Genomic DNA, 25623 nt, shown 5'->3' with positions numbered 1-25623 from the left:
ATGGCGCTGTGCTTATCCGGCCCACGAGTCATTCCCCGTAGACCAGATAAGATGTGCCAGCGTCGCCATCAGGCAGTTGCGCGATCCTTAACGTTTATACAGTGGCCCGTAGTTCTGACAGGCGCGGTAGTCCTGGCCTTCTGTATCCATCCCGTGTGCGGCCCAGGCGGAAGGGCGGTAAATTTTCGCCTCTTCCACATTGTGCATGCAGACTGGAATGCGCAGCATCGCGGCGAGGGTGATGAAGTCTGCGCCGACGTGGCCGACGGTCAGCACGCCGTGGTTTGCCCCCCAGTTCGCCATCACGGAATAGACGTCGGAGAACGGTCCTTTGCCGGTAAGACGTGGCGCAAACCAGGTGGTAGGCCAACTGGAGTCGGTGCGTTTGTCGAGGGTGTCATGGACCTCTTTTGGTAGCTCGACGCTCCAGCCTTCCGCAATTTGCAGCACTGGTCCCAGGCCGTTGATGATGTTCACGCGGGTCATAGTGAACGGCACGCCGCCTTCGGTCAGGAAGCGTGATGAATAACCGCCGCCGCGAAAATATTCATGGATTGCCGGACACCACTCGGTTGCCGCGAGGCAGGCGTCAGCCTCCTGCTGCGTGATCTCCCAGTGTGGTTTCATCGTCGGTTTTCCTTCGCTGTCACGCTGTTTACAGGTGCCATCCAGCGCGGCGGAACCGGAGTTGATCAGATGGATAATGCCGTGTTCTGCCCGTCCGGTCAGCGGCTGACCGGTCACGCGTTCAACCGCTTCTGGTGACCAGTAGGTACGCACATCGGCAAAGACCTGCGCGGTGCCGGTCAACTGATGTCCCAGCAGCATGGCTACGCCGTTCAGACTGTCGTTTTCGGTGGCGACAACAAACGGTTCGCGTACACCGTTCCAGTCAAAAGAACTGTTCAGTAGCGCTTCGGCGGTATCACCGTTGGGATATTGATCGGTCCAGTGACGCTGTCCCTGGAAGCCTGCGGCAATCGCGTTATAACCGAGTGACTCCTCCACGCGTCCCATCTCCGCGAGCTTAGGATTTCCTTGCATCATGTCGCGAATGCACATTGCCATCAGCAGGCTTTCCCGCAGGATGGCTCGGCTCTGTTCGGCGTTGCGTTGATATTGCTTCGCGTTTTTATCTTCACCGTAGCGGAAGTGTTTATCCGCCCACGCCAACGCCATTTCCAGCTCGGCTTCGTCATAGATTTTTTGATCGATGCGGCGGCGCAGTTCGGTCATATCGACGGACTGGACCTTCATCCCCAGCCAGGACTCAAAGAAATGATGATCGACGATGGAACCAGCGATCCCCATCGACACCCCGCCCAGCGAAAGGTAGCTTTTTCCCTTCATGCTGGCGACGGCGAGCCCTGCCCGGGCGAATCGCAGCAGTTTTTCCTCAACGTCGGCTGGGATCGATGTATCTCCGGCATCCTGTACATCCTGGCCGTAGATGGAGAACGCTGGGATCCCTTTTTGGCTATGCGCTGCCAGCGCGGCAGCCAGGTAGACCGCGCCCGGACGTTCGGTACCGTTAAAGCCCCAGATGGCTTTCGGGCGCAGGGGATCCATATCGATGGTTTCGCTACCGTAGCACCAGCACGGTGTTACGGTGATTGTCAGGCCGACGTTTTGACTGCTGAACTTTTCCTCACAGGCGGCGGATTCTGCCATTCCGGCAATACAGGTGTCGGCAATAACGCAGTCAACCGGGGTGCCACAGGCGTAGCGCAGTTTTTCTGTCAGCAGGGCGGCAGTGGCCTTTGCCATATTCATCGTCTGTGCTTCCAGAGATTCACGAACGCCCATTCGGCGTCCATCAATAACCGGACGAATACCAATTTTCGGCAGGCTGATCTTCTTCATTCGGGGTTCCTCATTTCACGTATAGGCGTGCTGCTCAGGTGGATGACAGGGCACCACCGCAGCAGTCGGCTGAAACAGGTAAATCTGCTAACTCGAGTTAGCTTAGGTATTGGCGTGTTTTTTACACAACTTTTTTCTGATGGGATTGTGAGGGGCTTCACGAGAAGTGGTTAAAATTCGATCTGCATCAAATAATTAAATGACAGTCAAATTTAGTAAAATATTTAAAATCAGATGCTTATAAATAAATGTCTGTGCGGTATCACAGTTTTAACCCAAATGATTTGGCTATTTTTGGTGGCTAAAATAGCTTTAAAGGGCAATTCGCTAACTCGAGTTAGCAATATCTGGCAACATATCGACGTGACGTAAACGTGTTTTCAGGAAGTATTCACATTCATGGTGACGCTCGCTCCCTGAGAATGCACTTCGCCTGATTCACTGCCTGCAGTTTCTGATTATTGAGGAAAGCAGCAATGTCCGAAACATTTTTACAGATGAATCATATTACCAAACGCTTTCCCGGCGTATTAGCGTTGAGTAATGTGAACTTTACTCTTCGCAAGGGCGAAGTGCATGCGCTATTAGGTGAAAATGGTGCAGGCAAATCCACGCTGATGAAAATTTTGTCCGGTGTTTATCAACCGGATGAAGGGGATATTATATTTGAGGGGAAGCCTGTGTCATTCAGCGATCCGCTCAGCGCGCAGAATGCCGGGATTACCATTATTCATCAGGAATTTAATCTCTTTCCTGAATTAACCGTGGAAGAGAATATCTTTATCGGCAGAGAGTTTTGTAAAAATAACCGTTGGCGGCTGGATGAAAAACAGCAGCGACAGGCGGCAACCGAGATTTTGCAGAAATTAAACCTGAATATTTCGCCAGAAACGTTGGTGTCAGACCTGACCGTGGCGCAACAGCAGATGGTGGAGATCGCGAAAGCGATATCCGTCAATGCCAAAATCCTGATTATGGATGAACCCACCGCGGCGCTGACGGAAACAGAAATAGAAAGCTTATTCCAGGTGACCCGCCTGCTTAAAGCGCAGGGGACCGGGATTGTCTACATCTCGCATCGCCTGGAAGAGTTAGCGCTGATTGCCGATCGAGCGACGGTTATGCGCGACGGTCAATACATTGATACCGTTGATTATGAAACCGTGAAGATCAGTGAGCTGATTGCGATGATGGTCGGGCGTGAACTGGGGAATATCTATCCTCGCCGGGAAGCGCGGACGCATCAGGAACCGGTGCTGGAGGTTAACGGCCTCACGCGCAAAGGCGTGCTCAATAACATCGACTTTACGTTGAACCGGGGCGAGATACTGGGTTTTGCCGGGTTGATGGGCGCCGGGCGTACGGAGCTGGCGCGCGCCATTTTTGGCGCCGACCCCATCGACAGTGGAACCATTAAGTTGAACGGTAAGACCATTGTGATAAAGGGGATTTCTGACGCCATTGCGCAAGGCATTAGCTATTTAACCGAAGACCGTAAAAAAGAGGGACTGGCGCTTAATCTGTCCGTTGAGCGCAATATTATGTTGGGAAATTACCCTGAATATGCCGACCGTTTTGGTCACGTTGATTCGAAACGCTGCCAGCAAAAGAGTGAAGAGCAGGTCAGGACGCTCAGAATCAAAACGCCACACCTTGAACAGGCGGCCCTGAATTTGAGTGGGGGAAATCAGCAAAAAATTATTATTGCCCGTTGGGTGTGCAAAGATACCGATATTCTTATTTTTGATGAACCTACACGTGGAATTGATGTCGGCGCTAAGCTGGAAATCTATGAATTAATGAATCGCCTCGTGGCAAAAGGGAAATCGATCATTATGATTTCTTCGGAATTACCGGAGGTGCTGGGTATGTGCGATCGTATCTTAGTTATGCGCAGTGGTCGTATTACCGGAGAATTAACTGCTGATAACGCCACACAAGAAAAAATCATGCAATATGCGACGTTAGAGGATTAAATCATGACCATCTCTGTAACCTCTTCAGACAGCAATAATAAGAAAATAAAAATTAATAAAGAACTTTTAATGCGCCTTGCACCGCTTTTTAGTTTGATTATCCTGGTTGTCTTTTTCAGTTTCAGTTCGCCGTTTTTCTTTAATACCGAAAATATTATGACAATTGCGCTGCAAACGTCGGTTATCGGCATTATGGCCATTGGCGTAACGTTTGTGATTATCACCGCAGGGATCGACCTCTCTTTAGGTTCGGTGGTGGCGTTTTCCGGCGTTGCGGTCGGCATCTGCGCGACGCTCGGATTGCCGTTGCCGGTCTGTATTTTGGCAGGCGTGCTGGCAGGAGGGTTGTGTGGCTACGTGAATGGTCTGCTGGTGACCAAAATGACGATTCCCCCGTTCATCGCCACGCTGGGTCTGATGATGTCCGTTCGGGGAATGAACATGGTGATGACGGATGGGCGCGCTATCTATTTCGCCGATTATCCCACCTTCAAATTGCTGGCGCAGGGGCGTTTATTCGATGTGCTGCCGTATCCCGTGTTTTATCTGGTGATTGTGGCGCTGGTCGCCGGCTACATCCTCAAGAAAACGGTAATTGGTCGCTATGTCTATGCCGTGGGCAGTAATGAAGTGGCGGCGCACCTTTCCGGGATCAACGTTCAGCGCGTCAAAATCTTTGTCTATGCCTTCTGCGGCCTGCTGACCGGCATTGCCGGGGTGATTCTGGCCTCGCGTCTAAACTCCGGTCAGCCAACGGTCGGCGTCGGTTATGAACTGGAAGCCATTGCCGCAGTGGTGATCGGCGGCACCAGTCTGATGGGCGGAATTGGCACTATTGGCGGCACCATCATCGGTGCATTCATTATGAGCGTATTGAAAAACGGCCTGAACCTGATGGGGGTCTCTCAGTTCTGGCAAATGGTTGCGATGGGCATTGTGGTCGTCGCCGCTGTCTACCTCGATACGTTACGCAAAAAGATTCGTTGATTTACGCTCCCGGCAGTCACGGGGAACACTGACCCTGACGTTAAGGGTGACACACTCACAACGGAGTACAACAATGAAAACCAGGCATTTTGTCTATGCGTTATCCCTGCTGGCGTGCATCACTTCCAGTGCGCTAGCGAAAGATTTGAACCTTCCGGTCATCAGTAAAGGCTTCCAGCATGAATTCTGGCAAACCGTGAAAATGGGGACGGAAGCAGCAGCGAAAGAGTTGGGCGATAAAACCAGCTATGTCGGACCTGCGGACGAAACTCAGATTGCGGAACAAATTCAGCTGGTTGAAAACGCCATGGCGCAAAAGCCGAACGGTCTGCTGCTGGCGGCGCTGGATGCCAATGCGCTTGCTCCGCTGGTGGAAACGGCGAATTCGCGTGGTATTAAGGTTGTCACCTTTGACTCCGGCGTAAACTCGGATATTCCGGTTAGCTTCGTGGCGACCAATAACCGCAAAGCTGGCGCTGAAGCGGCGGACGCGCTGGCGGCGCAAGTGAATAATAAAGGTAAAGTCGGCATTATCGCTCATGTCGCCGGGACGTCGTCAGCGATTGAACGCTCGGAAGGGTTCATTGCCCGCATGAAGGAAAAGTATCCGGATATCAAGGTGCTGCCCGTACAGTACAGTGATGGCGATCCACAAAAAGCGATGGATAAGACCATTGATATGATTCAGGCCAACCCCGATCTGGCCGGGATTTATGGCACCAATGAAGGCTCAACGCTGGGCGTCGCCAACGCTATCGACAGTCAGAATCTGAAAGGGAAAGTGAAAGTCATTGGTTTTGACAGTACCGAAGCGATTATTCACTTCCTGAACACCGGTGTGATCCAGGGCTTTGTCGTCCAGGATGCTTATCAGATTGGTTACCAGGGGATTAAAACCCTGAATGCGGCACTGTCCGGGCAAACGGTCGCGAAAGAGATCGATATCCCGGTGAAATTTGTGAGCGCCCAGAACATCAATACGCCGGAAATAGACAAGTTGTTACATCCTTTCGGTAAGAAATAAACCGGCAGGGGGCGGTATCTTCGCCCCCGCTTACCAGGTGAGATCAACGGCGTGCGCTTAACCGACTGATGCGGTAAGACAAAAGTGTAAAATGCTTTTATGATTGTCAATTGACGCTTGGACGGTGACTGGGGCACATACATGGCTAAAACAGTAGAACAGATAGCCAGCGACCTGAATTTATCGGTGACAACCGTGAGACTGGTGCTAAACGGAAAAGCTGAACAGTATCGAATCAGCCTCAAAACGCAAACGCGTATTAATGAATATGTTGAGCGATATGGTTATGTGATTAACCATTCCGCCCGCAGCCTGAAGCTGAATAAAACGGATACGCTTGGCCTGATTGTTCCCAATATTTCTAACGTCTTCTTTGCCACATTGGCAGAGAAACTCGAGCAGCGCTGCCGCCGATCCGGTTATCAGCTGATGATTAGCTGTACTTATGATGATGTCGATTACGAAAACAAAATCACCAAGGCTTTAATTGCCCGTAATGTGGACGGTCTTTTTATTGTCCCGTCAACGTTAGAAAACCAGCAGCATCATTTACGTCAGGTGAGAAAACCGATGGTATTGCTGGACCGTGATTTTAAATACACGGATAACGCGCTGGTGGAAAGTCACAATATTTCAGGCGGTGAACATTTAACCCAAAGTTTGCTGGATGCTGAAAAGTTACCGGTCTGGTTTCTGGTGGGCGATACCGGTTTGCCCAGTATCAGCGACCGTCTGACGGGTTACCTGAATGCGCTCAGTAAAAAAGGGATTCATCATCGTGACTGGGTGCGCGAAGGGCCGGTGAACACCCCGGAAGGGGGATACCAGATCATGCAGGCTTTGATCGACGAAGCAGGATGTCCGCAGGCGTTTATCGCCTCGTCATTACCGGTGCTGGAAGGGGCAGTAAGAGCCATTCGTGACCGTTTTGGCGTTATTCCGCCCGAGATCAATATCGGTACGTTTGACGAACATCCGATGCTGGGATTCTTGTCCAATAACGTGTGGTCAATGCAGCAGGATGAGAACGCCTGGGCGGAAAAAGCGTTCACAATGATGCTCAACGCCATCGAAGATCGCCCTGTTCATGAGACGGTAAAAGTTGAAATGAAATTAATTAAGCGCTTAAGACAAAAATAATACGCGCGACAAAAAGAGTGTTATCAGTCATTGAACCGAGTACCCCGGAGAACTGAGATGGAAAGAACTCGTTTATCTCGAGAAATTATTGAAACCTGTCTTGAAATGACGCGCCTGGGATTAAACCAGGGGACGGCGGGAAATGTGAGCGCGCGTTATCAGGACGGTATGTTGATTACCCCGAGCGGCATTCCTTATGAACGTATGACCGAACAGATGATTGTCTACGTGGATAACGACGGCAAATACGAAGAGGGGAAATTACCGTCCAGCGAATGGCGCTTTCATCTGGCGGCTTATCAGACTCGCCCGGAAGCGAATGCTGTTGTGCATAACCACGCCATTCATTGTACCGCAGTGTCTATTCTCAACCGGCCGATCCCGGCCATCCACTATATGATTGCGGCGGCGGGAGGGAATTCCATTCCCTGCGCGCCCTACGCCACTTTTGGCACTCGCAAACTCTCAGAACATGTGGTCGTGGCGCTGAAAAATCGCAAAGCCACGCTGCTGCAACACCACGGTTTAATTGCCTGCGAGGAGAACCTGCAAAAGGCACTGTGGCTGGCGCACGAGGTGGAAGTGCTGGCGCAACTCTATATGAAGACGCTGGCGGTGATGGATCCGGTGCCGGTGTTATCCGATGAAGAAATCGCCGTAGTGCTCGAGAAGTTTAAAACCTACGGATTACGTATCGAAGAATAAGCGGTGCAGAGTCGTCGTGGTTTGTGTGCCGGGTCGGACGGTCTGCGCCATCCGGCCCGCAATGCTATCGTGCCAGACGCAACTGTTGCAGGTTTCCGTCAAGCTGCAAATCGGTTTGCAACCGTGCGATATCACGGCATAAGAATGCCATCTCCCGGTGAGCCTCCAGCTTCTTACGCCATTTTACCGGCACTTCATCCAGATGTGCGTAGAGACCTTCCAGCGTCTGAAACTGCACCAACAGTTGGGTGGCGCTTTTCGGGCCAATACCGGCGACGCCGGGTACTTTTGAACTGCTGATCCCCGCCAGTCCCCAGTAATCCGGCAACTGCTGCGGTTGAACGCCAAACTCTTTTTCAATGAACGGCGCATCCAGCCAGCGTTTCTGAAAGTAATCGCGAATGCGTAACGTCGGAGAGAGCAACTGGCAATAGCCTTTGTCAGTCGACACGATAGTCGCCTGGTGGCCCGCTTGTGTGACTTTTACCGCCAGGGTTGCCGCCAAATCATCGGCTTCATTGCCGCTCGACACCCAACACGCGACGCCACACTGTTCAAAGGCCGTGCGCAGGGTGGGCATCTCATTGTGCAGTTCATCCGGCATCGGTGGACGACCGGCTTTGTAGTCCGGAAGACGCTGGTGACGCCATCCACTGTTACGCGCTTCATCATCAAACACCGCCACGGCGTGGGTGGGCTGGCTGTGGACAATCAGCTGGTCAAGCGCGTGCAGACAGGTCTCCACACAGGGCGAACCCTGAACGGCGTGGATCCGGCGAATTAAATTGAGTGCGTCGACGATGAGCAGATGGACAGCCACGGTGTTCTCCCTTACCAGTCAGCGTGTAGGGTAACATTCAGGACGGAAGCAGGCTATTGCAGGAGGCTAAGACGGGAAGAGGCCTCGCAAAATGAGGCCTCTGAGTGCACGATTAATCGCAGGTGACAATCTTCATGGCCAGGCCGCCGCGAGAGGTTTCGCGGTACTTGGCGTTCATGTCTTTACCGGTTTCGTACATGGTTTCGATGACTTTATCGAGACAAACGCGAGGTTCGCTGGTACGGCGCAGGGCCATACGTGCTGCGTTGACCGCCTTGACGGATGCAATGGCGTTACGCTCAATGCACGGTACCTGAACCTGTCCTGCAACTGGATCGCAGGTCAGACCGAGGTTGTGTTCCATACCGATTTCCGCAGCAATACACACCTGCATCGGACTGCCGCCCAGCAGTTCTGCCAGACCGGCCGCCGCCATCGAGCAGGCCACACCGACTTCGCCCTGACAGCCCACTTCCGCGCCGGAAATGGAGGCATTCATCTTGTACAGTGAGCCAATCGCACTGGCGACCAGCATGTAGCGAGCCAGCGAGTTAGCGTTCACTTCGCGGATGAATTTGTCGTAGTAGGCGAGCACGGCTGGCACGATACCACAGGCGCCGTTCGTCGGTGCAGTAACCACGCGTCCGCCAGCGGCGTTCTCTTCGTTTACCGCCAGAGCGAACATGTTGATCCAGTCAACGACCGCCATCGGATCGGTGGTGGTTTTGTCGCTGCTCACCAGCATACGACGCAGCGCTGCCGCACGGCGGGGAACGCGCAGTTTTCCAGGCAGAACGCCCTCGGTGGTGATGCCGCGCTCAATGCCGCTGCGCATTACCTCCCAGACGTTAGCAAAGTGCTGTTCCAGCTCTTCTTTGCTGTGTAATGCCAGTTCGTTTTGCATCATCAGACCGGAAAGGGAAAGTCCGGTTTCCTGACAGTGTTTTTGCAAATCGGCAGCCGATTTGTACGGATACGGTACGTTGACCGGCGCACTGTTCGGTAAACCGAAATGTTCTTCATCAACGATGAAACCACCGCCAATGGAGTAATAAGTCTGGCTGTAGAGGACGTTATCGCCCGCCAGCGCGGTAATGCGCATCCCGTTCTCGTGCAGAGACAGGTTATCGGCATGGAAATTCATGCACTTATCAACCGGGAATTCAACTTCATGCTGACCGTTCGCCAGCAGCAGTCGCCCGTGGGTGTTCACATCCTGGATGAAGCCCGGGATGGCGTCGATGTCGACGGTATCCGGCAGATTTCCCGCCAGACCCATGATAATCGCGATATCGGTGTGGTGGCCTTTACCCGTCAGCGACAGGGAGCCATACACATCCACCACCACGCGGGTGACATCCGTCAGAATATGGCGGGCAATCAGATCATCCGTGAATTGTTTGCCAGCTTTCATTGGTCCAACGGTGTGTGAACTGGAAGGGCCAATGCCGATTTTGAAAATATCGAATACGCTAATCATAGGGCATCCATTGCGGTTATATCAGGGAGGAAGCGCCGCCCGAAAGCGGCGCTAAACAACTTAGCTGAACAGGGAGTAGAAAATCGCGGAGATAGCAATCAGACCCATCACGACAACAAACACGTTGCTGATGTGACCGCTGTATTTACGCATTGCCGGTACTTTCTGGATTGCGTACATCGGCATCAGGAACAGGATCATCGCGATGATTGGACCACCCAGGGTTTCAATCATACCGAGGATGCTCGGGTTCAGGGTGGCGACAATCCAGGTCGTTACCAGCATGAACAGCGCAGTGATGCGGTTCAGTTTGTTGATTTCGATAGACTTGCCTTTACCACGCAGAGATTTGATGACCATCCCGTTGAAACCTTCACGCGCGCCCAGGTAGTGGCCGAGGAAGGATTTGGTGATAGCAATCATTGCGATGATCGGTGCCATCCAGGCGATGATCGGCGCATTAAAGTGGTTTGCCAGGTAAGACAGAATCGAGATGTTCTGCTCTTTCGCTGCCGCCAGATCCGCCGGAGTCAGACTCAGTACGCAACTGAAGACAAAGAACATCACCGTCAGCACCATCATGATGTGAGCGAATGCCAGAATCTTCGAGCATTTTTTCTCTGCCGCGTCGCCGTATTCTTCACGCTTCGCTACCGCGAAAGAAGAGATAATCGGAGAGTGGTTGAAAGAGAACACCATCACCGGAATCGCCAGCCACAGGGTCATCCACAGACCGTTGCCAGTCGTAGCCGCAGAATCAAAGGACAGGGTTTCCAGCGCAGCACCGCTCCACTGTGGGATCAGGTACAGTGCCAGCAGCATCAGTGCAGCGACAAACGGGAACACCAGGATGCTCATTGCCTTCACGATCATCTGCTCACCGAAGCGAACGATAGTCATCATCCCGACAATCAGGATCAGCGACAGGATCGCACGCGGTGGCGGGGTGATGGATAACTGGTGAGTCAGGAAGCTCTCAACCGTGTTGGTGATCGCGACACTATAGACCAACAGAATCGGGTAAATCGCGAAGAAGTACAGCAGGGTAATCAGTTTACCCGCGCCGATACCAAAGTGCTCTTCAACTACTTCTGTGATGTCTTCACCCGGATTTTTGCCGGACAGCACAAAGCGAGTCAGACCACGGTGGGCGAAGAAGGTCATCGGGAAGGCGAGGATTGCCATGATGATCAGTGGGATCATCCCACCGACACCTGCGTTGATTGGCAGGAACAATACGCCCGCACCGATAGCCGTGCCATAAAGGCCCAGCATCCACATGGTATCGGTCTTGCGCCATGCGCTTCGTGATTCAGTCGAAGCAATTGTGCTGGTTTGAATGGTTTCCATCTATTTCTCCTGGAGGAAGCTAAAAATCAGGAAAATGTTCCTGACCGTAAAACGAAATTCTTGCAGCGACGATTTTTATAAAATTTTTAACCGTAGTAATTTGCGGGCAGAAAGATACATTTAACTAATGAATCTATCAGTGATCGCGATCTCAAATGCAATAATCCACTTCTAATGTGGATATTTTTGGATCATTGGTCTGTTAAAAAAACATCACAGCGAATTTACGCGTGCGAAGGCTAGCATTAACAACATATTGACAGAAAGGATTGCCAGACAGATGCGGAGGTTACGTTGTAAAAAGCGATCTTTATAGTGGTTTGTTGTGACTAATTTAAATTCTGGATGATAAAACGCGGTTGCATTAGCGAGGTAATCGTTTGCGTAGCGATATTTTTTGTATGATGTATTAGCAGGCTTAATAAAGTGAACGTGTTATCTCATTGGTAATTATAGAAAAACCGGAAGGGCCATTCGCCGCTCCCGGTCCATGAAACGCTTTTCGCGTCAGGCGCAAATTTCGTAGCAGGGGATATAGGCGGTGCCTGGCAGCTTCATACGGTGCTGCGCAACAAAACCTTGCAGGAGATCGTCCATGCGACGCATCATTTCACTGTCGCCGTGGATTTTGTATGGCCCAAACTCTTCGATGGCGCGGATACCCACTTCCTTAACGTTACCCGCTACAATGCCGGAGAAGGCGCGACGCAGGTCTGCCGCCAGTACCTCAACCGGTTGGTCAGGGTACAGCTTCAGGTTGGCCATGTTCTCGTGGGACGGTTCGAACGGCATTTGCAGTTCCGGCGTGATACGAATCGACCAGTTGAAGCTGTAGGCATCACCGGTATCACGACGGTTCTCTTTCACCAGCGGCATCGCTTTTTTCATCAGGCGCGCCACTTCTGCTGCGTCATCAATGATAATGCGGTAATGCGTGCGCGCGGCTTCTCCCAGCGTATGCACGATGAACTCATCCAGCACGCGGAAGTAATCAGCGCTCTCTTTCGGGCCGGTGAGGATGAGCGGTAGAACCTGATCTTTGTTCGCCGGATTCATCAGGATCCCCAACAGATACAGTAACTCTTCCGCTGTACCGACACCGCCCGGGAAGATGATAATGCCGTGGGCGATACGCACGAAGGCTTCCAGACGTTTTTCAATGTCCGGCATAATGATCAGTTCGTTAACCAGCGGGTTCGGTGGTTCAGCGGCGATAATCGACGGCTCAGTCATCCCAATAAAACGGCTGTCTTTATAACGCTGTTGCGCATGGCCCACCGCGGCACCTTTCATCGGCGCTTCCATTGCGCCAGGCCCGCAACCGGTACAGATGTTCAGCTCGCGCAGACCTAACTGTGTCCCGACGCGTCGGGCGTACAGGTATTCGTTTTCATTAATCGAGTGGCCGCCCCAGCAAACCACCATGTTTGGCGCTTCGCCCACGTGCAGCGCTCTGGCATTACGCAAAATAGAGAACACCAGGTTAGTAATGTGCACGGAGCTTTCGAGATCCAGATGCTGGAAACGGCCCGCGTTATGAATCTGCCCGTTAACAAACAGAATATCGCGCAGCACGGCAAACAAGTTCGCCTGCAGTGCGCGAATGATACGGCCATCGACGAAGGCATCTTCTGGCGGGTTGATCAGTTCCAGCTTCACGCCGCGTTCGCGACGCAGCACGTTAATGTCGAAACTTTCAAAGCGGGACAGCAGCTCTTTGCTGTTGTCAGTCAGACTGCCGGAGTTTAAAACGGCAAGCGAACAGTTACGAAACAGTTGATACAGGTCGCTGCTGGCCGTGCGTTTAAGCATATCGACTTCCAGTTGCGACAACATGTCCATTGAGCCAAGCGGGCTAATATGTGTAATCAAGTAAACTCCTTATGGGACGCAAAACGTCATTCCCTGTAGAGTACAATAGCCCTGGCTTATGACCTTTCACAACCTTACGCGTGGAATCCGACCCGCAAAATTGTGAAATAATTCACTGTCGAACTAATCTGCCGGTTGCCGGAACGAAGTCGGTGTTGCTCCGCCATGGGTTAATATCCAGACCACCACGGCGCGTATAGCGTGCATAAACGCTCAGTTTTTCCGGCTGACAGAAGCGTAGCAGGTCGTTGAAAATGCGTTCTACGCACTGCTCGTGAAACTCGTTATGATGGCGGAAAGAGATCAGATAACGGAGTAGTTTTTCGCGATCGATCTTGCGTCCGCGATACTGAATTTGTATGGAGCCCCAGTCCGGCTGATGGGTGATCAGACAGTTTGATTTCAACAGATGACTCACCAGCGTCTCTTCTACCACTTTTTCACCGCTGGTGGCGGACTGCAGATAATCGGTAGTGAACTGGTAGTTATCGATGTCAATGTCCTGATCATCAATGCAGGTGCCGTGAAAATGCGCGACCGGCTGTCCTTCCAGCTCATCGAGACGGTATAGCGCAACGGTCACTTTCCCTTCAGCACAGGCGCGCAAATCGTTTTCCAGCGTCTGTTGTACCGCTTCCCAGGAGTCAAACCGCGTCTGGTTAAAACTGTTCAGATACAGCTTAAAGCTTTTGGATTCAATCAGATTGAGGCTGGTGTAATCCAGTTCCACATGACCCACCGCCACCTGTGGTAATCCCCTGGCATTCAGCCATGACAGTTCATACAGTGTCCAGATATCGGCACCGTGAAACGGCAGGCTGTCAGCTTTTAGACCCAGCGGGTCGCGATTCAGACTGCGAGGCACGCCCTGTAACAGGCTGGGGTCGTAAATATCCCGGTAATCCGTTGATTTACCGAGCGTCAGGCCATCAAGAGCCTGATGGTTTTCATAAGAAGACATGTTTCACCGTCATAAACCAGATACACTATGCGCCAAGTGTATCCTGGCTTTTATGAAGAGAGAAACCGGTGGACGAACAGACAGCTTTAGCCCTGAAGGATTTTACGGCGCGTTACTGTGACGCATGGCATGCAAAAAACGGCAGTTGGCCGATGAGCGAAGAATTGTATGGCGTGCCTTCTCCCTGCATTATCTCGACTACCCGTGATGCTGTGTACTGGCAACCGCAGCCGTTTGAAGGTGAACAGAATGTAAACGCGGTTGAACGCGCCTTCGATATTGTGGTACAACCTGCGCTTCACGCATTTTATACCACGCAGTTTGCCGGGGATATGCGCGCGCAGTCAGGCAGCGAAACGCTGACGCTGTTGCAAACCTGGAGCGAGGATGATTTCAGACGGGTTCAGGAGAACCTGATTGGTCATCTGGTGACGCAGAAACGTTTGAAACTGTCGCCGACCCTTTTTATTGCCACACTGGACAATGAACTGGAGGTCATTTCGCTCTGCAATCTGTCGGGGGAAGTGATCAAAGAAACGCTGGGAACCCGTAATCGTTCCGTTCTGGCCCCTTCTCTTGCGGATTTCCTTACGCACCTTAATCCTCTTCTGTAATCCATTTCACTCATGAATATGTGAGAGATCTCTTACAAGCCCTGTAGGAGATCGCCAGGTAGTAAATGAAGATATCACGAAGTAAAAATGGCTAATAACCTAATAAATCATCGAGTTAATGATTTTATGTCAACTTTCATATGAAATTTTCCTTAAGGCATTGCCTGTAAGCATCTTGTAAGACGGCGTGAAAAAGGCGATTCTATGTACGTCGACAGGGAGTCGCACAACGAAGTGAACATCAGGATGATGACACTTCAGCAGGACACACCAGGACGGTGTTACAGGGAAAGGCTTCAGGATGAAGTGAAGAGGATAACGCGGGAATGCGTTAAAGGACACCTCCAGGAAGGAGAACGAGAGCCGGTCAGGATAGTCGGTGGGTCAGGATGGCCAGGATGCTTCAGGATGAAGTAATCACATCGGGGTGGTGTGAGCAGGATGCAAAATGTTCAGGATGAACAACAGGTCGCAAGACCAGAGGAAAAGTTGTCACGGATGAGCAGGGAGCACAAAAAGTAGCTGGAATGCTGCGAAACGAACCGGGAGCACTGTTTTTACAGTGCTCCCTTTTTTTGCTTCTCATTTTACTGGTGGTATCCTTCGCGCCAGATTTTTCATCATTGAGGTGACTTTCATGACGACTCATGACCGTGTGCGTCAGCAGCTTCATGCACTTGAAGCGTTGCTGCGTGAGCATCAACACTGGCGGATGGATGAACCCGAAGCCCACCTGTTTACCAGCACCCAACCGTTTTGTATGGATACGATGGAACCCATTGAGTGGCTGCAATGGGTCCTTATCCCCCGCATGCATGCGCTACTGGACAGTGCGCAACCGCTGCCCGAGGCGTTTGCCGTCGCACCTTATTACGAAATGGCGCTGACCGCCGATCATCCGCAGCGCGAAATCCTGCTGGAGGCGTTGCAGGCGCTGGATGCGCTTTTTGCGCAAGATAAATCCTGATGCTGGAAATTCTGTATCAGGATGAATGGCTGGTTGCGGTCAACAAGCCTTCCGGCTGGCTGGTGCACCGCAGCTGGCTGGATCGAGACGAAAAAGTGGTGGTGATGCAGACCGTGCGTGACCAGATTGGTCAGCATGTGTTTACCGCGCATCGCCTCGACAGACCAACATCCGGCGTCCTGCTGATGGGCTTATCCAGTGAAGCCGGACGCCGTCTCGCGCAGCAGTTTGAGCAACACCAGATCCATAAGCGCTATCACGCCATTGTCCGTGGTTGGTTAATGGAAGAGGCGGTACTCGATTATCCGCTGGTGGAGGAACTGGATAAAATCGCCGACAAGTTTGCCCGCGAAAACAAAGACCCACAGCCTGCGGTAACTCATTACCGTGGCCTCGCCACCGTTGAAATGCCCGTGGCAACCGGGCGTTATCCGACGACTCGTTACGGACTGGTGGAACTGGATCCGCAAACGGGACGCAAGCATCAGCTCAGACGTCATCTGGCGCACCTGCGCCATCCGATTATTGGCGACAGCAAGCATGGCGATTTGCGGCAGAACCGCAGTGCAGCGGAACATTTTGGCTGCAACCGACTGATGCTGCATGCCAGCCAGCTTTCGCTGACTCATCCGTTTACCGGTGAACCGTTGACGATTCATGCCGGGCTGGATACGGTCTGGATGCAGGCGCTATCACAGTTTGGCTGGCAGGGACTTCTCCCTGATAATGAAAGGGTTGAGTTAAGTGAGCCAGCAGGTCAGGATGAACGCATACGTTCTTCATTCAGGGAGTAATTAAGCATGGCGGAAATCGGGATTTTTGTCGGGACAATGTACGGTAACGCGCTACTGGTGGCCGAAGAGGCCGAAGCGATCCTGACGGCCCAGGGGCACAATGCGACTGTTTTTGAAGATCCTGAACTGACGGACTGGCAGAAATATCAGGATAAAATCGCGCTGGTGGTCACCTCAACGACCGGGCAGGGCGATTTACCTGACAGCATTGTGCCGTTGTTTCAGGGAATCAAAGACCAACTGGGTTTCCAGCCAAATCTGCGTTACGGCGTGATTGCGTTAGGCGACAGCAGCTACGTCAATTTCTGTAATGGCGGTAAACAGTTTGATGCCCTGTTACAGGAGCAAAGCGCGCAGCGCGTGGGGGAAATGTTGCTGATTGATGCCAGTGAGCACCCGGAGCCCGAAAGCGAATCCAATCCCTGGGTTGAACATTGGGGCACACTCTTATCCTGAGAGTGAACCCTCCCCCTACCGGGAGGGGCTCTCTTATGGTGCCAGGCACGGGAACAACCTGATGCTATGCTACCCATACTGAATCGAGTTAGCCTCGGGCAAACGCCCCTAAATACCCTCAACATAGAAGGGTTTTTAGGGGCGTTTTCATAGGGTCAAGCGACCTGTTTCACACTCCTGCCTTTTCCACGTAAGTCCCACGCGATTTCCGTTACAGGTTTTCAATTCCGTGAAGTCGCTTCCATCACCCTGGGCTTTTGCCATAAACATAAGTGATACATCACCTAAATGTTGGGTTCTTGCACGGTGAGCAAGAACCGGGTGCTTTTTATACTTCTCCTGCCAGTTATAAAAAATGCAGTTAGCAAGGTGAACGACCTAATAAAAGCTGCAATAAAAAACACGAAACGTCACCTCTGATCCCCTACCAGTTGTGCTGTTCAGAGTGAGCGTGACTAACGCGAAAATTCAGGAGTGCAACAATGAGTTCATTAAGTCAGGCTGCGAGCGGTGCGGAAAAACGCACCAATGCCCGCTACTGGATAGTGGTGATGTTGTTTATCGTCACCTCCTTCAACTATGGCGACCGCGCCACCTTATCCATTGCCGGTTCGGAGATGGCCAAAGATATTGGTCTGGATCCGGTCGGTATGGGTTACGTTTTCTCTGCGTTCTCATGGGCCTACGTTATCGGGCAGATCCCGGGCGGCTGGCTGCTGGACCGTTTTGGTTCCAAACGCGTTTACTTCTGGTCCATCTTCATTTGGTCCATGTTTACCCTGTTACAGGGCTTCGTCGATATCTTCAGCGGATTCGGCATTATCGTCGCGCTGTTTACCTTGCGCTTCCTCGTCGGTCTGGCGGAAGCGCCATCCTTCCCCGGCAACAGTCGCATCGTCGCGGCCTGGTTCCCGGCACAGGAGAGGGGAACGGCGGTCGCAATCTTTAACTCTGCGCAGTACTTTGCCACCGTTATTTTTGCCCCAATCATGGGCTGGCTGACGCACGAAGTGGGTTGGTCGCATGTGTTCTTCTTTATGGGCGGCCTTGGGATTGTCATCAGCTTTATCTGGCTGAAAGTGATCCACGAGCCAAACCAGCATCCGGGCGTGAACAAGAAAGAGCTGGAATACATAGCAGAAGGCGGTGCGCTGATCAACATGGATCAGAAAGACACCAAAGCCAAAGTGCCGCTCAGCGTGAAATGGGGACAGGTCAAGCAGTTGCTGGGTTCCCGCATGATGATCGGTGTGTATATCGGTCAGTACTGCATTAACGCGCTGACCTACTTCTTTATCACCTGGTTCCCGGTTTATCTGGTACAGGCTCGCGGTATGTCGATCCTGAAAGCGGGCTTTGTGGCCTCGGTTCCTGCGGTGTGTGGATTTATCGGCGGGGTGCTGGGCGGCATTATCTCCGACTGGCTGATGCGTCGGACCGGCTCACTGAACATTGCGCGTAAAACGCCTATCGTGATGGGGATGTTGTTGTCGATGGTGATGGTGTTCTGTAACTACGTCAACGTCGAGTGGATGATCATCGGTTTCATGGCGCTGGCGTTCTTTGGTAAGGGCATCGGTGCCCTGGGCTGGGCGGTGATGGCTGATACAGCGCCGAAAGAGATCAGCGGCCTGAGCGGGGGTCTGTTCAACATGTTCGGCAACATCTCTGGCATCGTGACACCCATTGCCATTGGCTACATCGTTGGCACGACCGGCTCCTTCAACGGTGCGCTGATTTATGTGGGCGTGCATGCGTTGATCGCGGTACTGAGCTACCTGGTGCTGGTGGGGGATATTAAACGTATCGAACTGAAACCGGTCGCAGGACAACTATCATGACGACACAATCCAGCCCCGTTATCACGGACATGAAGGTCATTCCGGTCGCCGGACATGACAGTATGCTCCTCAACATTGGCGGTGCGCATAACGCGTATTTTACCCGCAATATCGTGGTGCTAACCGATAACGCCGGGAACACCGGCGTCGGTGAAGCGCCGGGCGGAGAGGTTATCTACCAGACGCTGGTTGATGCCATTCCGATGGTGCTCGGTCAGGAAGTGGCCCGACTGAATAAAGTGGTCCAGCAGGTCCACAAAGGCAATCAGGCCGCTGACTTTGATACTTTTGGCAAAGGTGCCTGGACATTCGAACTGCGTGTCAATGCGGTGGCCGCGCTGGAAGCCGCGCTGCTTGATATGCTGGGCAAGGCGCTCAACGTGCCGGTCTGCGAACTGTTAGGGCCAGGCAAGCAGCGTGATGCAGTGACCGTGCTCGGTTATCTTTTCTACGTGGGCGACAGAACCAAAACCGATCTGCCTTATCTGAAGACCACACCGGGCAACCACGACTGGTATCACCTGCGCCATCAGGAAGCACTCAACAGCGATGCCGTGGTGCGTCTGGCGGAAGCCTCGCAGGATCGCTACGGTTTTAAAGATTTCAAACTCAAAGGCGGCGTGCTGCCAGGTGAGCAAGAGATCGATACCGCTCGCGCGCTGAAAAAGCGATTCCCGGATGCGCGTATTACCGTTGATCCCAACGGTGCCTGGCTGCTTGAAGAGGCGATCACGCTGTGCAAAGGGTTGAACGATGTGCTCACTTACGCAGAAGATCCGTGTGGCGCCGAGCAGGGCTTTTCCGGGCGCGAAGTGATGGCCGAATTCCGTCGCGCCACGGGATTGCCGGTGGCGACGAACATGATCGCCACTAACTGGCGCGAAATGGGCCATGCGGTGATGCTGAATGCCGTCGATATCCCGCTTGCCGATCCGCATTTCTGGACGCTTTCCGGTGCGGTACGTGTGGCACAGTTGTGCGACGACTGGGGGCTGACCTGGGGCTGCCACTCTAACAACCACTTCGATATTTCACTGGCGATGTTTACCCACGTTGGCGCGGCAGCGCCGGGTAAACCGACCGCCATCGACACGCACTGGATCTGGCAGGAGGGCGATTGCCGCCTGACGAAAAATCCTCTTGAGATTAAAAACGGAAAAATTGCTGTCCCTCACGCGCCTGGACTGGGTGTTGAACTGGACTGGGATCAGGTGCAGAAGGCGCATGACGCTTACAAAAAACTGCCAGGCGGTGCGCGAAATGACGCCGGTCCGATGCAGTACCTGATCCCCGGCTGGACTTTTGACCGTAAACGTCCCGTTTTCGGCCGTCACTGACTTGTATAAGGACTCAACAATGAACGCACAATTTACTACTCCTGTTGTTACGGCAATGCAGGTTATTCCGGTTGCGGGCCACGACAGTATGCTGATGAACCTGAGCGGAGCGCATGCCCCGTTCTTCACGCGTAATATTGTGATTATCAAAGATAATTCCGGTCATACTGGCGTGGGTGAAATCCCCGGTGGCGAAAAAATCCGTAAGACGCTGGAAGACGCGATCCCGCTGGTGGTGGGTAAACAGCTTGGTGAGTACAAAAACGTGCTGAATGCGGTGCGCAATACTTTTGCCGATCGTGACTCAGGCGGCCGCGGTCTGCAAACGTTTGACCTGCGTACCACCATCCACGTAGTCACCGGCATTGAAGCTGCGCTGCTGGATCTGCTGGGACAACATCTGGGCGTAAACGTGGCGTCTTTGCTGGGGGACGGTCAACAGCGTAGCGAAGTAGAAATGCTCGGCTATCTGTTCTTCGTCGGTAACCGCAAAGCCACACCGCTGCCGTATCAGAGCCAACCGGATGAGCAATGCGACTGGTATCGTCTGCGTCATGAAGAAGCGATGACACCCGATGCGGTCGTCCGTCTGGCAGAAGCGGCGTATGAAAAATACGGTTTCAATGACTTCAAACTGAAAGGCGGCGTGCTGGCTGGGGAAGAAGAGGCGGAGTCGATTGTGGCGCTGGCAAAACGCTTCCCACAGGCGCGCGTCACACTGGATCCTAACGGTGCCTGGTCACTGAATGAAGCGATCAAAATCGGTAAATACCTGAAAGGTTCGCTGGCCTACGCGGAAGATCCGTGTGGTGCTGAGCAGGGCTTCTCGGGTCGTGAGGTGATGGCGGAGTTCCGTCGCGCCACCGGTCTGCCGACCGCGACCAATATGATCGCCACCGACTGGCGTCAGATGGGCCATACGCTGTCATTACAGTCGGTGGATATCCCGCTGGCTGACCCGCACTTCTGGACGATGCAGGGTTCTGTGCGCGTCGCGCAGATGTGCCATGAGTTCGGTCTGACCTGGGGTTCACACTCCAATAACCACTTTGACATTTCGTTGGCGATGTTTACCCATGTGGCTGCGGCGGCGCCGGGCAAGATCACGGCGATCGACACTCACTGGATCTGGCAGGAAGGCAACCAGCGTCTGACCAAAGCGCCGTTTGAAATTAAAGGCGGTATGGTGCAGGTACCGGCGAAACCGGGTCTGGGCGTTGAACTGGATATGGACCAGGTAATGAAAGCTCACGAGCTGTATCAGAAGCATGGTCTGGGCGCGCGTGATGACGCGATGGGGATGCAGTATCTGATCCCGAACTGGACGTTCGATAACAAACGTCCATGCATGGTTCGTTAAGATGTCGACCGGTCCCAAAAGGACCGGTTATTTTTTATTGGTAAACCGGGTGTATGCTTAGCTGAGTCAACATGCGTAAGGACGGCTTATGAAAATAGTGATCGCACCGGACTCGTATAAGGAAAGTTTGAGTGCTCTCGAGGTGGCGAACGCCATTGAGCAAGGTTTTCGTGAAATCTGGCCCGATGCGGATTATGTAAAACTTCCGGTTGCTGATGGCGGTGAAGGAACAGTTGAAGCCATGGTGGCGGCGACGGCGGGACGCATTGTTGATGTCGACGTCACGGGTCCGCTGGGGAAAACCGTCACCGCGTTTTTCGGCTTATCCGGCGACGAACGCACGGCTTTCATTGAGATGGCGGCAGCCAGCGGCCTGGAGCAGGTGCCTGTCGCGTTACGCGATCCATTAAAGACAACCTCCTGGGGAACCGGGGAGTTGATTCGTCATGCGCTGGATGCTGGCGTAGATCATATTATTATCGGGCTCGGCGGCAGTGCGACCAACGACGGCGGTGCGGGCATGGTGCAGGCGTTGGGGGCAAAATTGCTCGATGCCCGGCAGAATGAAATTGGTAAGGGCGGAGCAGTGCTCGATGCGCTTACACGGATCGATATCAGCCAGTTGGATCCGCGTCTTGCCGCATGCCGTATTGAAGTCGCGTGTGATGTGACTAACCCGCTGACTGGTAAAGAGGGGGCGTCAGCGGTGTTTGGCCCACAGAAAGGGGCGACGGTAGAGACGATCGATCGTCTGGATACGGCACTGGCGCATTATGCGCAGATTATCACCCGCGATCTGGAGGTGGATGTCCTTGAACTGGCTGGCGGCGGTGCGGCAGGCGGTATGGGCGCGGCGCTGTATGCGTTTTGCGGTGCGCACCTGCGACGCGGAATTGAGATAGTCACCGATGCGCTACAACTGGATGCATGCGTTGCGGATGCCGATCTGGTGGTGACCGGCGAAGGGCGCATGGATAGCCAGACGATCCACGGTAAAGTTCCGGTAGGGGTGGCGAAGGTGGCAAAGCGCCACCACAAACCGGTGATCGGTATTGCCGGTAGCCTGACGGCCGATGTCGGCATCGTCCATGAACATGGGCTGGATGCCGTCTTTAGCGTGATTTATACCATCTGTACGCTGGACGATGCGTTGAAGAACGCCGCAGAGAACGTGCGCATGACCGCGCGCAACGTCGCGGCGACGCTCAAAATGGGACAGACGCTACGCTGATCGACAGGCCGGATGGCGCGCTGCCTGTCTGGCCTACAACAGCCATTTTCGCGCTTCACGCGCCACGTTATCCATCTCGTCCAGCAGTTCCAGAAACTCGGGTTCCAGATCTTCTTCTGGCGTCCCTTCGCGTAACTGGCTTTCCAGCAACTGACACAAATTCTTCATGCGCGGTACGCCGCTATAACCGCAACTGCCATGCAGCTTATGAATCAAATCGATTAATCCTTGTGGATTTTCCCCTACCAACTGCTCTTCGATTTTATTACGCACTTCCGGCAGAAAATCGATCAGCATTTGCAGCATATCGCGTGCCAGATCGGGTTTTCCGGCGGCCTGGCGTAGCGCCAGTTGCCAGTCCAGCGTGGCATTTGGGTTGAAAACCGGTTCGATCGGTTCAGCGCTAAGCCGGCGTGTCGGAACACTTGCGCCTGGTTTGTAGCGTTGCAGCAGATTAAACAGCTTCTCTTCTTCGATCGGTTTTGCCAGATAGTCATTCATTCCGGCACTCAGCAATTTCTCTTTCTGGCCTGCCATCGCGTGCGCGGTGACGGCGATCACCGGGGTTTGCTGTTGATGAGGAAGCTGGTGGATCAGTTCGCAAGCCCGAATGCCATCCATGTCCGGCATCTGAATATCCATCAGGATCAGATCAAACTGCATCTGCTTCGCGCGATCGACCGCCTGTTGGCCGCTATCACACAGCTCAACATGTTGAACCAGATCGTCCAGTAGTGCGCCAATCAGCTTCAGGTTGGCTGGATTATCATCAACCGCCATAACCGTCATGGCAATTTTGCTTTCGTCTGAGACCAGCGCGCTTTCGGGGTGATTCTGACGACACAAATCCACCAGCGCGGGCAGCAGACGCGTGGAGGTCAGGGGTTTTAGCAGACAACTTGCCACACCGTCCTGTTTGAGTTTCTCGGCGTTCACCTGAGCGTGGCACGGCAGCGCCAGCATCAGGAATTCGGTCATTTTGGTTGCCTGAATCAGCCGCTCGTGCTGCATTGTCAGCGGCTCTTTGAAGGTGACGGCAACGCCAAGCAGCATAAAGTCGTAGTGCTCAACGGCCAGTGCGGAAAACGTTGGGCTATAAATCACCTCCAGCGGCGTTTCGCTAAGAATATCCAGCGTACACTGCGCGGCGGCGGCATTTGGCTCGATGTAGGCAATACGTTTACCCACCAGGCAGGTGGTCGCCGGGCCATCCTTAATCACATTCGGATTCAGATCGAGATTGATGTGGAACCAGAAGGTTGAGCCGCGATTCGGCTGGCTGTGGAAGGAGATATCGCCGCCCATCTCGTTAACCAGCTTCTGCGTGATCACCAGCCCCAGTCCGGTACCGCCGTGGCGACGGGAAATACTGGCATCGGCCTGACGGAAAGCCTGGAACAGGCGTGACTGGTCGCGCTCGGGGATACCGATGCCGGTATCGCGGATCTGCACTTCGATCTGCACTTTGGTGTTACTCAGCGAACGCTTTTCCACCAGAATGTCGATGTTGCCGCTCTCGGTGAATTTAATCGCGTTACCGACCAGATTAGTGATGACCTGCTGTAAACGCAGCGGGTCGCCAATCACGTTATCCGGTACGTCATTCTTAATATTGAGCGTCAGCTCCAGCCCTTTGTCGTGCGACGAATGCGCCAGCAGCGTCACCACTTCATCGAGCGTATTGCGCAGGGCAAAGGGAATGCTTTCGAGAATAAGTTTACCCGCTTCCAGCTTAGAGAAATCGAGAACGTCGTTGATGATTGCCAGCAGGTTATTTGCCGAACGCTCGATGGTATTCAGGTGGTCGCGCTGGGTGGTATTCAGCTCGGTTTTCAGCGTCAGGCGCGTAAAGCCGATCACGCCGTTCAGCGGGGTGCGCAGCTCATGGGACATGTTGGCCAAAAATTCAGACTTGATGCGCGCGGCTTCCTGCGCACGCTTTTTCGCGAGATCCAGCTCGACGTTCTGGATCTCCATCTGCTCGAGCGTTTCACGCAAATCGGAGGTCGCCTGATCGATATTGTGCTGCATCTCTTCGTGATAGGCCGCGAGCGACATGGCCATTGAGTTAATGCCGTTTTTCAACACATCCAGCTCGCCGAGCATAAAGCCCTCCACGCGGCTGTCGAGTTGCCCCCGGCGGATGCGGTCAACCGTATTGACCATGTTGCGAATCGGCCCTGTCACATCGCGCATCAGACGCCAGCCAAAGATCAGCGCAATGCCGATACAAAACAGCATCATGACGGAAGAAATGAAGATTTCTTTATACTGTTGTAAGCGGACCGACTTGAGATCGAGTTCAAGCGCCACATATCCCAACATATTACCCGCGTTTTTCGCATCAGTGGCCGGGGATTCGTCAAGCGAATAGCTTTCTGAAATGATCGGCGTGCGCAGGATTAAAATATCGCCCTGACCCTCAACGCTCAGTCGGCGGGGAAACGGTGAGCCCGGAGGCAGTTGCATTTCCGACGGATTGAGATTGAAATTCGAGGTGACGAAGAGGTGATTGTTCTCGTCGTAGACCGAAATCGCCCGCACAATCTCTGAGTGGCGGCGATGCAAAACGCTAATGAGCTGGCCGATGGATTCGCGGTTTTGCAGGTTCATACCGTATTCGGTAGAGACCGCGAGAGGCTCGATGATACTGGCACCGGCATCTTCCAGTTGACGCTGCAAGTCGTGGTAGCGATGCACAACGAAAAAGATACTGAGCAGTAAACCGATAAGCACGGTCGGGGCCAGGATCAGAATCATCATGCGAGCGCGCAGGCTGTAGTTGGTCATGGAGTTCCGTTATGGGACAATTAGGGTCACACTGTTAAATTGAGAATATTCTCGT

Annotated in this window: 20 protein-coding genes; 13 read left to right on the top strand and 7 right to left on the bottom strand. The window is 53.1% G+C overall.

Annotated features, from left to right (window positions below):
• Positions 1–87 precede the first annotated feature (87 nt).
• On the bottom strand, positions 88–1863 hold the full coding sequence (fucI, locus tag HVZ37_RS17890) for an L-fucose isomerase (protein WP_054176850.1): 1776 nt from the start codon (positions 1861–1863) through the stop codon (positions 88–90).
• Between the two features lie 476 nt (positions 1864–2339).
• On the opposite strand from fucI, the gene HVZ37_RS17885 reads away from it, so the two are divergent.
• From HVZ37_RS17885 to fucA, 5 genes are all read left to right on the top strand, one after another.
• Positions 2340–3839 (top strand): sugar ABC transporter ATP-binding protein, encoded by a 1500-nt coding sequence (locus HVZ37_RS17885; protein WP_181627829.1) that lies wholly within the window; start codon positions 2340–2342, stop codon positions 3837–3839.
• Between the two features lie 3 nt (positions 3840–3842).
• Entirely contained in the window at positions 3843–4826 is a 984-nt protein-coding gene (locus tag HVZ37_RS17880; RefSeq protein ID WP_044254230.1) for an ABC transporter permease, read from the top strand.
• 73 nt (positions 4827–4899) lie between these two features.
• Positions 4900–5850: an ABC transporter substrate-binding protein gene (locus HVZ37_RS17875; RefSeq protein ID WP_042999497.1), complete on the top strand. Its 951-nt coding sequence runs from the start codon at positions 4900–4902 to the stop codon at positions 5848–5850.
• A gap of 141 nt (positions 5851–5991) precedes the next feature.
• The gene (locus HVZ37_RS17870; RefSeq protein ID WP_042999498.1) at positions 5992–6990 is read left to right on the top strand and encodes a LacI family DNA-binding transcriptional regulator; all 999 of its coding nucleotides are present in this window, start codon (positions 5992–5994) and stop codon (positions 6988–6990) included.
• Between the two features lie 57 nt (positions 6991–7047).
• A complete protein-coding gene (gene fucA, locus HVZ37_RS17865) occupies positions 7048–7695 on the top strand; it encodes an L-fuculose-phosphate aldolase (RefSeq protein WP_181627828.1) in 648 nt (215 codons plus the stop codon).
• 64 nt (positions 7696–7759) lie between these two features.
• Here fucA and xni read toward each other — a convergent pair whose 3' ends face one another.
• From xni to queF, 5 genes are all read right to left on the bottom strand, one after another.
• The gene (gene xni, locus HVZ37_RS17860) at positions 7760–8515 is read right to left on the bottom strand and encodes a flap endonuclease Xni (protein ID WP_125339092.1); all 756 of its coding nucleotides are present in this window, start codon (positions 8513–8515) and stop codon (positions 7760–7762) included.
• 112 nt (positions 8516–8627) lie between these two features.
• The gene (gene sdaB, locus HVZ37_RS17855) at positions 8628–9995 is read right to left on the bottom strand and encodes an L-serine ammonia-lyase II (protein WP_042999501.1); all 1368 of its coding nucleotides are present in this window, start codon (positions 9993–9995) and stop codon (positions 8628–8630) included.
• Positions 9996–10055: 60 nt separating this feature from the next.
• Positions 10056–11345, bottom strand: coding sequence for an HAAAP family serine/threonine permease SdaC (gene sdaC / locus HVZ37_RS17850; protein WP_042999502.1), 1290 nt, complete (start codon positions 11343–11345; stop codon positions 10056–10058).
• Positions 11346–11852: 507 nt separating this feature from the next.
• Complete coding sequence (gene ppnN / locus HVZ37_RS17845; protein ID WP_181627827.1) at positions 11853–13217, bottom strand: nucleotide 5'-monophosphate nucleosidase PpnN; 1365 nt, start codon at positions 13215–13217, stop codon at positions 11853–11855.
• A gap of 112 nt (positions 13218–13329) precedes the next feature.
• Positions 13330–14178, bottom strand: coding sequence for an NADPH-dependent 7-cyano-7-deazaguanine reductase QueF (gene queF, locus HVZ37_RS17840; protein ID WP_044264277.1), 849 nt, complete (start codon positions 14176–14178; stop codon positions 13330–13332).
• A gap of 68 nt (positions 14179–14246) precedes the next feature.
• On the opposite strand from queF, the gene syd reads away from it, so the two are divergent.
• From syd to HVZ37_RS17800, 8 genes are all read left to right on the top strand, one after another.
• Entirely contained in the window at positions 14247–14792 is a 546-nt protein-coding gene (gene syd / locus HVZ37_RS17835) for a SecY-interacting protein (RefSeq protein ID WP_044328608.1), read from the top strand.
• A 637-nt stretch (positions 14793–15429) separates the two neighbouring features.
• Positions 15430–15759 (top strand): YqcC family protein, encoded by a 330-nt coding sequence (locus HVZ37_RS17830; RefSeq protein WP_042999506.1) that lies wholly within the window; start codon positions 15430–15432, stop codon positions 15757–15759.
• A complete protein-coding gene (gene truC, locus HVZ37_RS17825; protein ID WP_042999507.1) occupies positions 15759–16553 on the top strand; it encodes a tRNA pseudouridine(65) synthase TruC in 795 nt (264 codons plus the stop codon). Before HVZ37_RS17830 ends, truC begins: the two co-directional genes overlap by 1 nt.
• Positions 16554–16559: 6 nt before the next feature.
• A complete protein-coding gene (locus tag HVZ37_RS17820; protein WP_042999508.1) occupies positions 16560–17009 on the top strand; it encodes a flavodoxin in 450 nt (149 codons plus the stop codon).
• A gap of 482 nt (positions 17010–17491) precedes the next feature.
• The gene (gene gudP, locus HVZ37_RS17815; protein ID WP_042999509.1) at positions 17492–18850 is read left to right on the top strand and encodes a galactarate/glucarate/glycerate transporter GudP; all 1359 of its coding nucleotides are present in this window, start codon (positions 17492–17494) and stop codon (positions 18848–18850) included.
• Positions 18847–20187 (top strand): enolase C-terminal domain-like protein, encoded by a 1341-nt coding sequence (locus HVZ37_RS17810; RefSeq protein WP_181627826.1) that lies wholly within the window; start codon positions 18847–18849, stop codon positions 20185–20187. Before gudP ends, HVZ37_RS17810 begins: the two co-directional genes overlap by 4 nt.
• A 19-nt stretch (positions 20188–20206) precedes the next feature.
• On the top strand, positions 20207–21547 hold the full coding sequence (gene gudD, locus HVZ37_RS17805; RefSeq protein ID WP_044254254.1) for a glucarate dehydratase: 1341 nt from the start codon (positions 20207–20209) through the stop codon (positions 21545–21547).
• Between the two features lie 88 nt (positions 21548–21635).
• On the top strand, positions 21636–22778 hold the full coding sequence (locus HVZ37_RS17800; RefSeq protein WP_181627825.1) for a glycerate kinase: 1143 nt from the start codon (positions 21636–21638) through the stop codon (positions 22776–22778).
• A 33-nt stretch (positions 22779–22811) separates the two neighbouring features.
• Here the strand turns inward: HVZ37_RS17800 and barA are convergent, their stop codons facing one another.
• Entirely contained in the window at positions 22812–25568 is a 2757-nt protein-coding gene (gene barA / locus HVZ37_RS17795; protein ID WP_042999513.1) for a two-component sensor histidine kinase BarA, read from the bottom strand.
• Positions 25569–25623: the final 55 nt, after the last annotated feature.

Source organism: Citrobacter sp. RHB35-C17 (assembly GCF_013816795.1).
Classification (GTDB): Bacteria; Pseudomonadota; Gammaproteobacteria; order Enterobacterales; family Enterobacteriaceae; genus Citrobacter_A; species Citrobacter_A amalonaticus.
Note: the sequence above shows the minus strand (reverse complement) of the source record. Positions and strands in the feature narration are given on the sequence as shown.

What these genes read in the sequence shown, in the direction of transcription:
- gudD (WP_044254254.1), top strand. Translation starts at nt 20,207, where the DNA reads ATGAACGCACAATTTACTACTCCTGTTGTTACGGCAATGCAGGTTATT.
- HVZ37_RS17830 (WP_042999506.1), top strand. Translation starts at nt 15,430, where the DNA reads ATGACGACTCATGACCGTGTGCGTCAGCAGCTTCATGCACTTGAAGCG.
- fucI (WP_054176850.1), bottom strand. Translation starts at nt 1,863, where the DNA reads ATGAAGAAGATCAGCCTGCCGAAAATTGGTATTCGTCCGGTTATTGAT.
- queF (WP_044264277.1), bottom strand. Translation starts at nt 14,178, where the DNA reads ATGTCTTCTTATGAAAACCATCAGGCTCTTGATGGCCTGACGCTCGGT.
- fucA (WP_181627828.1), top strand. Translation starts at nt 7,048, where the DNA reads ATGGAAAGAACTCGTTTATCTCGAGAAATTATTGAAACCTGTCTTGAA.
- barA (WP_042999513.1), bottom strand. Translation starts at nt 25,568, where the DNA reads ATGACCAACTACAGCCTGCGCGCTCGCATGATGATTCTGATCCTGGCC.
- HVZ37_RS17810 (WP_181627826.1), top strand. Translation starts at nt 18,847, where the DNA reads ATGACGACACAATCCAGCCCCGTTATCACGGACATGAAGGTCATTCCG.
- HVZ37_RS17880 (WP_044254230.1), top strand. Translation starts at nt 3,843, where the DNA reads ATGACCATCTCTGTAACCTCTTCAGACAGCAATAATAAGAAAATAAAA.
- HVZ37_RS17875 (WP_042999497.1), top strand. Translation starts at nt 4,900, where the DNA reads ATGAAAACCAGGCATTTTGTCTATGCGTTATCCCTGCTGGCGTGCATC.
- HVZ37_RS17800 (WP_181627825.1), top strand. Translation starts at nt 21,636, where the DNA reads ATGAAAATAGTGATCGCACCGGACTCGTATAAGGAAAGTTTGAGTGCT.
- HVZ37_RS17885 (WP_181627829.1), top strand. Translation starts at nt 2,340, where the DNA reads ATGTCCGAAACATTTTTACAGATGAATCATATTACCAAACGCTTTCCC.
- sdaB (WP_042999501.1), bottom strand. Translation starts at nt 9,995, where the DNA reads ATGATTAGCGTATTCGATATTTTCAAAATCGGCATTGGCCCTTCCAGT.
- sdaC (WP_042999502.1), bottom strand. Translation starts at nt 11,345, where the DNA reads ATGGAAACCATTCAAACCAGCACAATTGCTTCGACTGAATCACGAAGC.
- gudP (WP_042999509.1), top strand. Translation starts at nt 17,492, where the DNA reads ATGAGTTCATTAAGTCAGGCTGCGAGCGGTGCGGAAAAACGCACCAAT.
- HVZ37_RS17820 (WP_042999508.1), top strand. Translation starts at nt 16,560, where the DNA reads ATGGCGGAAATCGGGATTTTTGTCGGGACAATGTACGGTAACGCGCTA.
- HVZ37_RS17870 (WP_042999498.1), top strand. Translation starts at nt 5,992, where the DNA reads ATGGCTAAAACAGTAGAACAGATAGCCAGCGACCTGAATTTATCGGTG.
- truC (WP_042999507.1), top strand. Translation starts at nt 15,759, where the DNA reads ATGCTGGAAATTCTGTATCAGGATGAATGGCTGGTTGCGGTCAACAAG.